This is a genomic window from Lysobacter sp. Soil_N_51, assembly GCF_057655755.1.
On sequence record NZ_JBDGLR010000006.1, the window covers coordinates 213188 to 227011 of the forward strand.

8 protein-coding genes are annotated in these 13824 nt (G+C 68.3%); 6 read left to right on the forward strand and 2 right to left on the reverse strand.

Annotation, left to right across the window (positions count from 1 at the left end):
- Positions 1-36 precede the first annotated feature (36 nt).
- The 5 genes from AC3A4T_RS12910 (at position 37) to AC3A4T_RS12930 (ending at position 10881) form a co-directional block, all read left to right on the forward strand.
- Complete coding sequence (locus AC3A4T_RS12910; protein WP_487675753.1) at positions 37-3942, forward strand: WGR and DUF4132 domain-containing protein; 3906 nt, start codon at positions 37-39, stop codon at positions 3940-3942.
- A gap of 63 nt (positions 3943-4005) precedes the next feature.
- Positions 4006-5130: an ATP-binding protein gene (locus tag AC3A4T_RS12915; RefSeq protein ID WP_487675754.1), complete on the forward strand. Its 1125-nt coding sequence runs from the start codon at positions 4006-4008 to the stop codon at positions 5128-5130.
- Positions 5131-5141: 11 nt separating this feature from the next.
- On the forward strand, positions 5142-7616 hold the full coding sequence (locus tag AC3A4T_RS12920) for a DUF5682 family protein (protein ID WP_487675755.1): 2475 nt from the start codon (positions 5142-5144) through the stop codon (positions 7614-7616).
- A complete protein-coding gene (locus AC3A4T_RS12925) occupies positions 7613-8734 on the forward strand; it encodes a VWA domain-containing protein (RefSeq protein ID WP_487675756.1) in 1122 nt (373 codons plus the stop codon). Before AC3A4T_RS12920 ends, AC3A4T_RS12925 begins: the two co-directional genes overlap by 4 nt.
- Positions 8731-10881, forward strand: a complete 2151-nt coding sequence (locus tag AC3A4T_RS12930; protein ID WP_487675757.1) for an SWIM zinc finger family protein — start codon at positions 8731-8733, stop codon at positions 10879-10881. The genes AC3A4T_RS12925 and AC3A4T_RS12930 overlap by 4 nt, the downstream gene beginning before the upstream one ends.
- 165 nt (positions 10882-11046) lie before the next feature.
- Here AC3A4T_RS12930 and wrbA read toward each other — a convergent pair whose 3' ends face one another.
- On the reverse strand, positions 11047-11646 hold the full coding sequence (wrbA, locus tag AC3A4T_RS12935) for an NAD(P)H:quinone oxidoreductase (RefSeq protein WP_487675758.1): 600 nt from the start codon (positions 11644-11646) through the stop codon (positions 11047-11049).
- 169 nt (positions 11647-11815) lie between these two features.
- On the reverse strand, positions 11816-12079 hold the full coding sequence (locus AC3A4T_RS12940) for a hypothetical protein (RefSeq protein ID WP_487675759.1): 264 nt from the start codon (positions 12077-12079) through the stop codon (positions 11816-11818).
- A 529-nt stretch (positions 12080-12608) separates the two neighbouring features.
- Here AC3A4T_RS12940 and AC3A4T_RS12945 point away from each other — a divergent pair.
- The gene (locus AC3A4T_RS12945) at positions 12609-13769 is read left to right on the forward strand and encodes an MFS transporter (protein WP_487675760.1); all 1161 of its coding nucleotides are present in this window, start codon (positions 12609-12611) and stop codon (positions 13767-13769) included.
- Positions 13770-13824 lie beyond the last annotated feature (55 nt).

The following is a 13824-nucleotide window of genomic DNA, read 5'->3' on the forward strand; positions in this document are numbered from 1 at the left end:
GATCGGCGCCAAGGGCGTGGCCGACAAGGAGTGGCGATGCGTCGTTTCGAGTATGTGGAAGGCAGTTCGAGTAAGTTTTGGGAAGCCGAGCAGGACGGTAGCGATCTCAATATCCGCTGGGGCCGCATCGGCACCGCCGGACAGAGCCAGACCAAGGCCTTCGCCGATGCGAACAAGGCCGCCGCGGCGCTGATCAAGCTGATCGACGAGAAGACCGGCAAGGGGTACGTGGAAGCCGTCGCTGCCGTAGGCGCGAGCATCGGCAAGACCGCCGAAAAACCAAAGCCCGACAAACCCAAGCCCGAAGCGGCGGCCGAGACGGTCGCGACATCGCCCGCATCGCCGAACGCAGCCGCGCAAGTCGCAGCACCCGAGCCCGCACCTGTCGCCGCGCCGAATGCCGCCGCAACGAACAACGCTACCGAAGCCGCTAGCGCGCCCGCCGCCGCATCCGACACACCGCCGTGGCTCAACGATGGCGTGCCGCTCGACATCGGCCCGGACCTGATCAAGCTCGCCCTGGCGACCCGGCGACATCCCAAGCCGATCGCCGACACCGATCCGCTCAAGCTGTGGCTGGCCGCGCGCGAGATCCTGCTCAACGGCAACCGGATCGAACTGAGCAAGACCGATCCGGCCTGGCAGGCGGCCTTGGCCGAGGCCGGCGAACGCCTGCAATCGCGCCGGCCCGACGGCTCGGACGCGTCCACCGCCGCGTTGCTCGCGCTGACCATGGGTTATGGCGATCGCGACGCCGGCGCGCCGTTCGTGGGCTTTCTGGTCGCGCGCCATGGCTTGCTCAAGGCGGTCGAACATTTGCTGGACGCGCAGCGCTCGCTGGTCGTCGGCACCGATTGGGACCGCGCGACCCAGACCCACGAGCGTTTTCTCACCGCCCAGCCCGACCGTCCGCTCGGCTCAAGCTGGCACGGCCCGCTCAGCAACGGCGAACTCGCGTTTCGCGAGCATCTGGCCGCCGCGCCGCAGGACGTGTACGACGAGTGCGTGCGGCGGATCGTCGAGGTGCTGCCGCAATTGCACCCCTCGCGTCAGATCAGCATGGCGTTGCTGTTGCCCGACCGCCCCGAACTTTCGAACGAACTCGCTCATCGCTACGGCGGCAGCGGCGCACCGGCGCAGTTGCACTGGCTGCAGCTCAGCGCGACCGATCCGGCCGCGATCGCGATCGCGCGCAAGGCCAAGATCGACGGCTATACGCCGTTCTTCGGTCACGAGGACATGATCGCCACGGTGCTGATCGAGCACGGCGTGGAGGCGCTGGACCGGCTCGCCCCCGGTGCCGGCTACGATGCCGCCGGCGAGGCGCTGGTCGCGATCGGCACGCCCGACGCGATCGAGGCGCTGGCGGCCGCGGCCAGTCTGAGCAAGAACACGCTGGCGCGTCTGACCCGCGCGGTGAATCGTTGGCCGAGCGCGGCGATGGTCGGGCTGGCGCGGGTCATCGCCAACGGCGGCAAGGACGCGGTGCTGCTCGGACCGAGCCTGACCGCGCTGCTGCGCGCGCGCGCGGACCAGGTGCCGGCGCTGCGGCCGTGGCTGAGTCCGGCCGCGGCGCAGACCATCGACAAACTGCTGGCCCAGCTCAGCGGACCGGCCGAAACCGCCGCGCCCGACGAACTGCCGCCGGTGCTGGCGGCGCCGCCGTGGCTGGGCACGCGGCCGAAGGTGTTGACGGTGGCCGGTCTGGAGCCGCTGCCGCTGACCGCGGTCGAACATTGGACGCCGGCCGAACGCGAGGCCGCGCAGGATGTGGGGCAGTGGAAGCGCGAGCGTTTCGGCAAGCTCGGCAACGACGCACTGGCGATGGCCGGGCTGCTAGGTTTGAACGGTCGCGACGTCAAGGACAAGTCGATCCTCGAGGACGCCGCCAAGGCGATCCGCACGCGCGACTGCCAGACCCTGGTTGACGCGTGGCAGCGCTACAAGGCCGTGCGCAAGACCACGGGCTGGAGCTGGATGCCGATCGACGGCACCGAAGTGGGGCAACTGCCCGAGGAACTGGCGGTGCCGGTGTGGAATGCGCTGGCCGGCGAAGGCGACAGCGACTACGGCGTGGAGTACATGCTCGCGCGCTTCGGCCTGGCGGCATTGCCCGGCGTGAGCGCGGCGGTGCGGCGGCGCCCGAGCGAACATCTGCAAGTGGCGCTGCACGTGGGCACGGTCGAGTTCGCGCCGCTGATGGCGCGCGCGTTCGCAAAGCTCAAGAGCGTGCGCGATATCGGCCGTCGCTGGCTGCTGGCCAATCCCGAATACGCGGCATGCGGTCTGATCGCGCCGGCGATCGGTAAGGCCGGCGAAGCGCGCGATTGCGCCGCCGCCGGCTTGCGCCTGCTCGACGAGCAAGGCCACGGCGCGCTGCTGCGCGAGGTCGCCACGCGCTATCAACGCGAGGACGTGAGCGCTGCGCTGGAAGCGATGCTGATCGAGAATCCGCTCGACCGTTATCCGAGCAAACGCGCGCCGTTGCCGGCGTTCTGGCAGCCGCGCGGTTGGCGCCGGCCGCTGCTGCGCAACGGCAAGGCGCTGCCGGATCAGGCGCTGGACCACGTCGGCACGATGTTCGCGTTTCCGACCAACGAAGGCGTGTACCCCGGCATCGAGCAACTGCGCGAAGCCTGCATCGCCCAATCGCTGGCCGATTTCGGCTGGGACGCGTTCGGCGCCTGGCTCTACGCCGGCGCGCCGTCCAAGGACAGCTGGGCGATGAGCGTGCTGGCGCTGATCGGCAACGACGACACCGCGCGCCGGCTCACACCGTACATCCGCGCCTGGCCCGGTGAGGCCGCGCATGCGCGCGCGGTCGCCGGCCTCGACGTGCTCGCCGGGATCGGCAGCGACGTGGCCTTGATGCTGCTCAACGGCATCGCCCAGAAGGTCAAGTTCAAGGGCCTGCAGGACAAGGCGCGCGAGAAGATCGAAGAGATCGCGCAGGCGCGCGGGCTCAGCGCGGAAGAACTGGAAGATCGGTTGGCGCCCGACCTGGGCCTGGACGAACACGGCACGATGCTGCTGGATTTCGGCACGCGTCAGTTCCGGGTCGGCTTCGACGAGGCGCTCAAACCGTACGTGCGCGACAGCGACGGCGCGCGCCTGGCCGATCTGCCCAAGCCGAAGAAGAGCGACGACGCGGAGTTGTCAAAACAGGCCACCGAACGCTTCAAGTTGCTCAAGAAGGACGTTCGCACCATCGCCAGCCAGCAGGTGCTGCGGCTGGAAGTGGCGATGTGCAGCCGGTGCCGCTGGACGGTGGAGGTGTTCGAGCAATTCCTCGCCGGCCATCCGTTGCTGCGCCATCTGGTCCAGCGCCTGGTCTGGGGCGTGTACGAGGCCGATGCCGACGATGCCGGTTACGGCGGCCGCCTGCAGGCCTGTTTCCGCGTCGCCGAAGATGCCAGTTACACCACCGCCGGCGACGATGGCTTCGAGTTGCCGCGCGGCGACACGGTGCGCATCGGCCTGCCGCATGCGCTGGAATTGCCGGCCGCCGACGCGGCCGCGTTCGGCCAGCTGTTCGCCGATTACGAACTGCTGCAGCCGTTCGCGCAGATGGGCCGCGATGTGCACGCGCTGGACCCGGCCGAACGAGAACAGGACAAGCTGCTGCGCTGGAAGGGCGTGGTGGTGCCGACCGGGCGCGTGCTCGGCCTGGTCAACAAGGGCTGGCGGCGCGGCACCGCGCAGGACGGCGGCGGCATCTGGTACTTCAGCAAGCCGCTCGGCCGCGACTGGGTGATCGAGCTGACCCTCGACCCGGGCATCATCGTCGGCCTGGTCGACGAGTACCCGGAGCAGACCTTGCAGGAAGTGCAGATCGGCAAGCCGTCGAGCTGGGGCAACATGCAGACCGCCGAGCGCTTGTCCGGGCTCGATCCGATCTCGGCCAGCGAGTTGATCCGCGACCTCGAAGCGCTGCGCGCCTGAGTTTTCAACCAACCCGTCAGCGCTGATCGACCTCGCCGCTTTCATGGAACACGACTAACCGACATGGCCAAAACTCCGACCGTTGCTCCCGCATCCACGTCGTCGCATCTGCAACGCCCGCCGGCCGAACTGCTGCACGCCGACGAACTCGCGCGCCTGGCCGCGAACGACCGCGACCCGCGACCGCCCGGCTGGGCTTTGAGCCTGAAGGCCGCGCGCGCGTTCGTGCTCGGCGACGATAGCCTGGGCATCGAGCGCAAGATCGTCGCGCCGGTCGCGTCGATCGAACGCATGCTGGTGACCCTGGCCACCGGCCGCGGCCTGATGCTGGTCGGCGAGCCGGGCACGGCGAAATCGCTGCTGTCGGAACTGCTGGCGACCGCGATCAGCGGTGTGTCGACCCTGACCATCCAGGGCGGCGCCTCGATCACTGAGGATCAGATCAAGTACTCGTGGAACTACGCCTTGCTGATCAACGAAGGCCCCAGCCCGCGCGCGCTGGTGCCGGCGCCGTTGTACCAGGGCATGCGCGAGGGCCGCATCGTGCGTTTCGAGGAAATCACCCGCGCGCCGCAGGAAGTGCAGGACTGCCTGCTGGGCATGCTGTCGGACCGGGTCATGGCGGTGCCGGAACTGTCCGGCGAGGACGGCATGCTGTACGCACGCGACGGCTTCAACATCATCGCCACCGCCAACACCCGCGACCGCGGCGTCAACGAGATGAGCGCCGCGCTCAAGCGCCGTTTCGATTTCGAGACGGTGTTTCCGATCCTCGATTTCGAACGCGAACTGGCCCTGGTCGAACAGGCCTCGGCGCGGCTGCTCGCGCGCAGCGGCATTCCGAAATCGGTGCCGACCCAGGTGCTGGAACTGCTGGTGGAAACCTTCCGCGACCTGCGCGGCAAGGACAGCGGCGCGGCCCGCAGCGACGGCGCGATGGACCGGCTCAACGCGGTGATGTCCACCGCCGAAGCGGTCAACGTCGCCCATGCGGTCGGCGTGCGCGCGTGGTTCCTGGAACAGCGCGAAGGCTCGCCGGCCGATCTGGTCGACTGCATCGCCGGCACCGTGGTCAAGGACGATGCCGACGATCGCGCCAAGCTGCGGCGTTATTTCGAACAGAAAGTGGCCAAGAAAGGCGGCAGTCATTGGCGCGCCTATTACGAGGCGCGGCACCGCCTGCCGTGAGTGCGTCGGCGATGCCGTCCGCGCGCGCGCCGGTGGTGATCGGCGTACGCCACCACAGCCCGGCCTGCGCCCGGCTGGTGGCCGCGCGCATCCGCGCCTTGCGTCCGCGCCACGTGCTGATCGAAGGCCCGGCCGACTTCAACCCGCGCATCGACGAACTGCATCTGCCGCACCGTCTGCCGCTGGCGATCTACAGCTATCTGTCGCATGGCCCGCTGCATCGCGGCTCGTGGTCGCCGTTCGCCGAGCATTCGCCCGAATGGCAGGCGCTCAGCGTCGCCCGCGAAGTCGGCGCGCAGGCGCGTTTCATCGATCTTCCGGCCTGGCACGAGGCCTTCGCCGAATTGCCCAACCGCTACGCCGACGAAGCCGATGCGCAGGCGCACGATCGCGCCGAGGCGTACGAGGACGAATTGTCGCGACGGCTGTCGATCGACGGCCGCGACGCTTTATGGGATCACCTGTTCGAGGATGCGCCGCACGATCTCGACGGGCCTGATGAAGCCTTGGCGCAGCGGCTGCACATGTACTTCGAACATCTGCGTCACGACGACCCGGGTTCGCCCGGCAACGCCGCGCGCGAAGAGATGATGGCGCGCTGGATCGCCTGGGCGATGGCGCGCGACGACGGCCCGGTGCTGGTGGTATGCGGCGGTTATCACGCGCCGGCGCTGGCGCGGATGTGGCGTGAGGTCGACGTCGATGCGTTCGGTCGCGACGACGATGGCTTGCGTTGCCCGGCCACGCCGATGCCAGAAGTGGATTTCGCTGGCGACACGCAGGATCAAGCCGCGTCCGCGCAGGCGCCGCCATTGCGCTACGGCTCGTTCCTGGTGCCTTACGGTTTCAAGCGCCTGGATGCATTCACCGGGTATGCGTCTGGCATGTCGTCGCCCGCGTTCTATCAATGGGTGTGGGAATCGGGCATGGCCCAGGCCGGCCTGCGCATGCTGCAACGCGTATTGGCGCGCTTGCGCGGCAAGCACCTGCCGGCCTCGACCGCGGATTTCGTCGCCGTGCATACCCATGCGCAGGCATTGGCGCGTCTGCGCGGGCATGCCGATCCGCTGCGTTCGGACTGGCTCGACGCGATCGCCGGCGCGCTGGTCAAGGACGCGCTCGACGCGCCCTTGCCGTGGAGTTATCGCGGGCCGATCCGCGCCGGTACCGATCCGGTGCTGATGCAGGTCATGGACGTGATCGCCGGCGATGCGGTCGGCTTGCTCGCGCCCGGCACGCCGCAGCCGCCTTTGCTGGCCTCGGTGCAGGCCGAATTGACTGCGCACGGTCTGGCATTCGACGGCGAACGTCGATTGGATCTGCTCGACCGCGCCGATCGCGCGCGCAGTCGCGTGCTGCATCGTTTGTTGCTGTTGCAGATTCCCGGTATCGAGCGTCGCCAGGGCCCGCGGCTGTCGATGTCGGGCGAACGCCGCGAGTTGTGGCAGCTGCGCGCACCGTTGGAGCAGCAGGCGGCCTTGATCGAAGCCGGCGCGTACGGCGCGAGCTTGCTCGATGCGGCGCGCGCGCGCCTGGAAGAACGGTTGCGCGCGGCGCAGGGTCGGGTCGAACCGCTGGCGCAGGCGTTGGATGCGGCCGCATTCGCCGGCTTGGCCGAGGTCAGCGACGGCTTGCTGCGCGATTTGCGCGCGGCGATCGGCGCCGAGCCGCGGCTGGAAGCGATCGGCGCGGCCCTGGAGTTGATCCATGCGCTGTGGCGGCATGGCGAACTGCTCGACATCAGCGGCGCGCCGGTATTGGCGGCGACGATCGAAGCCGGCTTCGATCGCGCGCTGTGGTTGCTGGAGCCGGCCGCGAGCATCGCCGCGACCGACGCCGGCCCGCATCTGCGCACCGTCGCGGTGCTGCGCGACATCGTGCGCGACGCGCTGGCCGATGCTGATATCGGCAGCGACACGGACACGAAGCCGCGCGGACCGCGCTTGCAGATCGAACCGGCGCGCGCGCTGGCGGTGCTGCGGCGCAAGGCGTTGGACCCGCAGGCCGATCCGCTCGGACGCGGCGCCGCGCTGGGCGCCTTGTTCGATCTGCATGCCGGCCGCGGCGGACAGGAATCCGACGATATCGCGCAGGCGCTGCATCTGCTCGGCGGGCTCGCGCCAGCGCGGCTCGGCGATGCGCTGACCGGACTGGTGTCGCTGGCGCGCGAGCGGCTGACCCAGGAGAGCGAATTCGTGAGCGGGCTCGACCGTCTGGTCGGCGCGCTCGACGACGCCGACTTCGTACTCGCGCTGCCGGCGATGCGCGGCGCATTCGCCTGGCTGCCACCGCGCGAGCGCGGCGAACTGGCGCACAGCGTGCTTCGCCTGCACGGCGCCGATCATCTGTCGCAGCGCGCGCTGACCGCCACGCTCGCCGCCGATCCGGCCCAGGTCGCCGCGGCCGCGCGGATAGAAGCGCAGGTGCTGCAACGTCTGCGCGAGTGGGGCTTGGACGCGCTCGCCGACGAGGAGGCCGCGCAATGAGCCTGGACTTGCCCGATCCGCTGCAACGTTGGCGCCTGCTATTGGGCGAAGCCGCCGACCCGAGCCTGGGCGCACCGCAAGGCGAACTCGCCGCCGCCGACGCCGCATTGGAATGGCTGTACGGCCGCGATCCCGAACGCGGCGAACGCGGTGAGCGCGGCGGGCTGGGGCCGTCGGCGCTGAGCGTGCCGGACTGGATCAACACCGTGCATTCGCTGTTTCCGCAGGAGGTGATCGAACGCCTGGAGCGCGACGCGGTCGAGCGCTACGGCATCGACGAAATCGTCACCAGCCTGGACGTGCTCGAACGCATCGAACCGTCCGAATCGCTACTGCGCGCGGTCCTGCACACCAAGCACTTGATGAACCCGCAAGTGCTGGCGGCGGCGCGCAAGCTGGTCGCCGAAGTGGTGCGGCGGATCATGGAGAAACTGCAGACCCAGGTGCGACAATCGTTTTCCGGCACCCGCGATCGCCGTCGCCGCTCCTCGCAGCGAATCGCGCGCAATTTCGATTTTCGCCGCACCGTGCGCGAAAACCTGCACCGCTGGGACCCGCAGCGCCGCCGTCTGTTCCTGGATAAACCGGCGTTCGTCAGCCGCAGCCGTCGCCACAGCGAACGCTGGGAGATCGTGCTGCTGATCGACCAGAGCGGTTCGATGGTCGATTCGGTGATCCACTCGGCGGTGATGGCCGCCTGCCTGTGGAACCTGCCGGGCATGAGCACGCGCCTGGTCGCGTTCGATACCGCGGTGGTCGATCTGACCGCGGATGTGGCCGATCCGGTCGAACTGCTGATGAAGGTGCAGCTCGGCGGCGGCACCGATATCGCCAAGGCGGTGGCTTATGCGCAGTCGCGGATTTCCAATCCGGCGCGCTCCATCGTGGTGCTCGTCAGCGATTTCTTCGAAGGCGGCAGCGAGTACGAACTGGTGCGGCGGGTCAAGGCGCTGGTCGAGTCCGGAGTCAAGGTGCTCGGCCTGGCCGCGCTCGATCCGCAGGCGCGGCCCGCGTTCGATCGCGACATGGCCGCGCGTCTGGTCGCCGCCGGCGCGCATGTCGGCGCGATGACGCCGGGCGAACTGGCGGCGTGGCTGGCCGAGAAGGTGCGCGCATGAGCCTGCGCCGTCCCGACTTGCTTGAACTGTCCACCGACGCGCTGATCGCGCTGGCCAACGCCGGTTTCGTCAAGCGCGCATTGAAGGAACTCGACGAAGGCCGGATGCCGCGGGTAGAGGAACTTGACGACGGCGCGGTGCGCGCGCATTACGACGACGGCCAGCACGCGACTTTGGCGGCGGGCCGGTCCTTGCGCGAGGCGGTGTGCAGTTGTCCGGCCAGCGGACTGTGCCGGCATCGGGTGACGCTGGTGTTGGCGTATCAGCGTTGGGTGCGCGATGCGGCGGGTGCGGATGCGGCCGATGCGCCAGTGCCGGACGCGAACGATACGGTTGACGATCCATCGGGCGATATCACACCCCAGATCGCCGCCGCGCCGCAGCGTTGGACCCCGGCCGACTTCGACGATGCCGCCATTGCCTCCGCTTTCCCCGCAGCGACCCTCGACATCGCCACGCGCCTTGCCGCCGCGCGGCCGGTGATCGCATTGCAGGCCGGGCTCGGCGACAACGCGCCGAACGCGCGCCTGCCGATGTGTACGGTGCGGTTCTTTTCGCGCAGCAGTCTGCTGCACGCGCGTTGCGATTGTCGCCAGGGCAGCGGTTGCGAACACGTGGTGCTGGCGGTGTGGGCGTTCCGTCAGTGGCAGACGAGCCAGGACGAGGGCGCCGAGGCGACCATCGAACTGCAACCGCGTCAGCACGGCGAACGCGCCGATGCCGTCGGTTTCGACGCGCAGGCGCAAGCGCTGCGCGACGAACTCGGCCGACTATGCCTGCGCCTGTGGATGGACGGGTCGAGCCAATCGCCGCTGCTGCTGGAGGCGCCGTTCGAAAGCCTGCGCCAGCGCTGCGCGCAACTGGGCTGGAGCTGGGTGCTGGCGTCGCTGCAGCGTCTGCAGGATCTGTTGATCGCCCAGCACGCGCGCTCGACCCGCTTCGATCCTCTGCAGTTGCTCGACGCAGTCGCCGAATGCACCGCGCGCGTCGATGCCGCGCGCCAGGCCGGACGCACGCGCGCCGACGGCGGCATCGCGCCGCTGCCGGCGAGCCAGATTCTCGGGATCGGGGTCAAGGGCGAAGTCGCGCTGGATCATCTGCGCCTGGTGTCGCTGGGTGCGCAATGCTGGCAAGACCAGGAGGCGGAAGGCGTGCGGGTGTTGTTCGCCGATCCCGATACCCAAAGCGTGACCGTGCTGGAACGGCAGTGGCCGCGCGCCGACGCGAGTGTGGCTGCGACTTCGAGCGCGGCGCCGACCGCACTGATGGCGCGGCGTATCGCAGGGCAGACACTGCGTCAGTTCGCCAGCGGACAAGTGGTCACGCGCGGCGCGAAACGCCGCGCCAACGGCGTGATCGATATCGCCGCCGGCGCGCGCCAGACCAATGTGCTGCCGCTCGCGCCGCAGTCCTGGGAGCAACTGCGCGCGCCGTTGCGCCAGCCCGGTGCGCGCGCGTTGAGCGCGCATCTGCGCCGCGCCTTGCCGGATTTTGTACGCCCGCCGCAGGCGATCGAACACCTGCATGTGCTGCCGGTCGACGCGGTGCTCGATTGGGGCTGGGACGCGGCCGAACAGGCCTTGCGCGCGCATCTGCGCAGCGGCGGCGAAGAAGGCGCGAGCGAGATCGATCCGGCCGACTGCCTGCGACTGGCCTTGCCGCATTCGGCCTCGGCGGTCGGCGCGGTCGATGTGCTGGCGCGCGCCTTGAGCGGCGAATGGGGCCCGCCGCGAGCGGTCGCCGGCCTCGCGCGCCTGCAGGCCGGGCATCTGCAATTGCTGCCGTTGGCGCTGATCACCGAGCAACGCGCGCTGGTGCTACAGGCCGAATCGGCACCGGCGCAAGCCTTGCCGATGCAGACGCTCAATTACGCCGGCGGCGCCCTCGTGCATCAGGTCGAGCAGACCCGCCAGCAATTGGCGGCGTGGCTGCGGCAGGGACTGCGTCATCAGAACGCAGCCGCGCGCGAACGCATGCGCGCATTGGCGACCGGCCTGGAAAACGCCGGCCTGCGCCGCATCGCCGGCCTGCTCGGCGATGCTATCGATGCGGCGGGCGCGGTCGATCCGGCGCGTTTGCCCGAGCGGATGGCGCTGCTGGTGTTGGCGCTCGATGGCGTGTATCGCGATGCGGTCGAGCCGGTTTGAGCGGGTCGGTTTCAGCCAAGCCGGCTTGAAGTGAGTTGAAGCGACTCAGTTGAAGCGAGTCAGTCGACTCAAGCCAGTTAAACGAGCCTGTTGATCGAGCCTGTTGAGCGAGCCTGTTGAGCGAGGAACGGGGCGAACATCGCCCCGTCCAATTCGCGACCGGCCTCAGCCGTGCAGTTTCTTCGCCGTCTCGGCGACCTCGCGGCCCTGATAACGCGCCGCATCCAGCTCGTTCTGGGTAGGCTGACGCGAGCCGTCGCCGCCGGTGATCGTGGTCGTGCCGTAGGGCGAGCCGCCGGTTACCTCGTCCAGGCGCATCTGCCCGGCATAGCCGTAGTTGAGCCCGACGATCACCATGCCGAAGTGGAGCAGGTTGGTGATGATCGAGAACAAGGTGGTTTCCTGGCCGCCGTGCTGGGTCGCGGTCGAAGTGAACGCGGCGCCGACCTTGCCGTGCAGCGCGCCCTTGGCCCACAGACCGCCGGCCTGATCGAGGAAATTGGCCATCTGCGAACTCATGCGGCCAAAGCGCGTGCCGGTGCCGATCACGATTGCGTCGTACTGCTCCAGGTCGGCGATCTGCGCGATCGGCGCGGCTTGGTCGAGCTTGTAATGCGACTTGCGCGCGACGTCTTCGGGCACCAGCTCGGGAACGCGCTTGATATCGACCTGCGCGCCAGCCCCGCGCGCGCCTTCGGCCACGGCTTCGGCCATTTTTTCGCAGTGGCCGTAAGCGGAGTAATACAGCACCAGGACTTTCGCCATGATCGTCGCCTCGGTTGGGGATCAACCACCAAGGCTAGGCCGGCTCGCTTGCAAATGATGTGACGACAGGCCGGGAAGCGAGACGGTCGTTCGTGGCGAGGCCCCGGCGGACACCGCGCGATTCAAGCGCCGTGGCGCGATCGTGCCCCGAACGGTGCTCGCTGCCGCGTTACCAGAACTTCAGCGACAAGATGAAGAGATTGGCCGCCAGAATAATGGCCGACAAGAGCCACAGCCGTTCGCGCAAGAGCAATGAAACGACCGCGAGGATAGCGCCCGCGATCGACAGTTCGTCGTAGAGACTCGGACCGAAGAACGGGCCGTTCCAGAGTTTCGCGATTCTTTGCAGAAACATCATCGACACCGCGGCCAGAAAAAAGTAGGGGATGCGTTCCGGTCTGGCCGGAGGGCGCGGTTCGTCTGGCTGGGACACGTCCATGCTTCCTTGTGTGTTGCGAATGACCGCCGACATGCTTATGACGCAATCTTGCGTCCCATGCACGGATAATCTTTGTCTTGGGTATTCTCTTGCAGCGGCCGCGGTCCATGCCCCGGCTGCGATGCTTTCTGCGATCTTCGCGCCAAGGATCGGGTGGGTGTGGTTTCAGGCAATCGACGTCTGCTCATATATCACCGATCCATGGCGGTGATGAGTACGGCCGATATTTTTCCCCGATTGTATTGCCTCGGCGACGCAAGCGATAAGCCCGTCCTTCGGGATTTACAGTCCCGATCCGCGATGATTCCGCCAAGCCCACGATCGCCAAGGCCTGCGCGCATCGTCCTTCGTCCAGAACAATGCGAACAACGCGGTGCGGTTTATCGGCGCGCCGCCGTTTCCTAAAGTGGGTCCATGCGCCGGCACGCGGCGCGTCTTCGACCTTCTGCGTTCTTCCTTCCCCCGAACCTCGTTCCGGCCCGGCCTTCGCCCGGCCGCGGCGATCCCATCTGCGGAGTGTCCCGTGCTGTTGCCCATCATCCTGCTGTCGGCGGCCGGTTTCACCGTGCTGACGACCGAATTCATTCTCGTGGGCCTGCTGCCCTCGCTCGCGCGCGATCTGAACGTGAGCGTGTCGCAGGCCGGTCTGCTGGTGACCTTGTTCGCGTTCGCGGTCGCCGCCAGCGGCCCGTTTTTGACCGCGTATTTTTCCCGCTTCGAACGCAAGCGCTTGTTCATCGTGGTGCTGCTGTTGTTCGCCGCGTCCAATCTGATCGCGGCGATCGCGCCGAACCTGGGCGTGCTCGCGTTCGCGCGGCTGATTCCGGCGCTCGGCGTGCCGGTGTTCTGGGCGCTGGCCAGCGAAACCGCGGTCGATCTGGTCGGCCAGGAACGCGCCGGCCGCGCGATCTCGGTGATCTCGTTCGGCGTGATCTGCGCGACCGTGATCGGCGTTCCGACCGGAACCCTGATCGCCGATGCGTTCGGCTGGCGCGCGGCCTTCGTCGCGCTGGCGATCGCGTCCTTGCTCAAGGCCACCTTGCTGTTCGTGTTTCTGCCCGACAGCCGCGCCGACAAGCCGCAGATGAAATTGTTGGAGCAGTTCCAGGTGCTGCGCGATCCGCGCGTGAGCGGTCACGTGTTGCTGTCGATCCTGCTGTTCACCGGCATGTTCACCGCTTACACCTATCTGGCCGACTTGTTCGAACGGTTGGCCGGGTTCGACGGCTCGGTGGTCGGCTGGGCGCTGATGGCGTTCGGCGCGGTCGGCCTGATCGGCAACACCCTCGGCGGCCGCATCGTCGATCGCAACCCGCTCGCCGCCTCGCTGATCTTCAGCGTGCCGATGGCGCTGGGCCTGGTGCTGGTGGTGCCGGCGATTCAGTCGCTGCCGCTGTTCGCGCTGACCCTGGCGTTGTGGGGCATCACCCAGGCCGCGCTGTTTCCGGTCAGCCACGTGCGGGTGATGAAGTCGGCCCCGCAGGCGCCGGCCTTCGCCGCGTCGTTGAACATTTCCGGCGCCAACCTCGGCATCGGCGTGGGTGCGATGGTCGGCGGACGGGTGATCGACGCGATCGGCATCGGCGCAGTGGGCTATGTCGCCGCGGGCATCGTGGCGGCGTCGGTGCTGCTGGGGTTCGTGCTGATGTCGGCCGGCGAGCGGGCCGAGGCCGAGGTCGCCTGAACGGCTCGATCTGCTCCTGAGTACCCAGTTCAGAAAAACACAGCCGCTGTGCCCT

Excerpts from the sequence above, each read along its gene's own strand:
- AC3A4T_RS12915 (WP_487675754.1), top strand. The coding sequence starts at position 4,006 with ATGGCCAAAACTCCGACCGTTGCTCCCGCATCCACGTCGTCGCATCTG.
- wrbA (WP_487675758.1), bottom strand. The coding sequence starts at position 11,646 with ATGGCGAAAGTCCTGGTGCTGTATTACTCCGCTTACGGCCACTGCGAA.
- AC3A4T_RS12920 (WP_487675755.1), top strand. The coding sequence starts at position 5,142 with ATGCCGTCCGCGCGCGCGCCGGTGGTGATCGGCGTACGCCACCACAGC.
- AC3A4T_RS12910 (WP_487675753.1), top strand. The coding sequence starts at position 37 with ATGCGTCGTTTCGAGTATGTGGAAGGCAGTTCGAGTAAGTTTTGGGAA.
- AC3A4T_RS12925 (WP_487675756.1), top strand. The coding sequence starts at position 7,613 with ATGAGCCTGGACTTGCCCGATCCGCTGCAACGTTGGCGCCTGCTATTG.
- AC3A4T_RS12930 (WP_487675757.1), top strand. The coding sequence starts at position 8,731 with ATGAGCCTGCGCCGTCCCGACTTGCTTGAACTGTCCACCGACGCGCTG.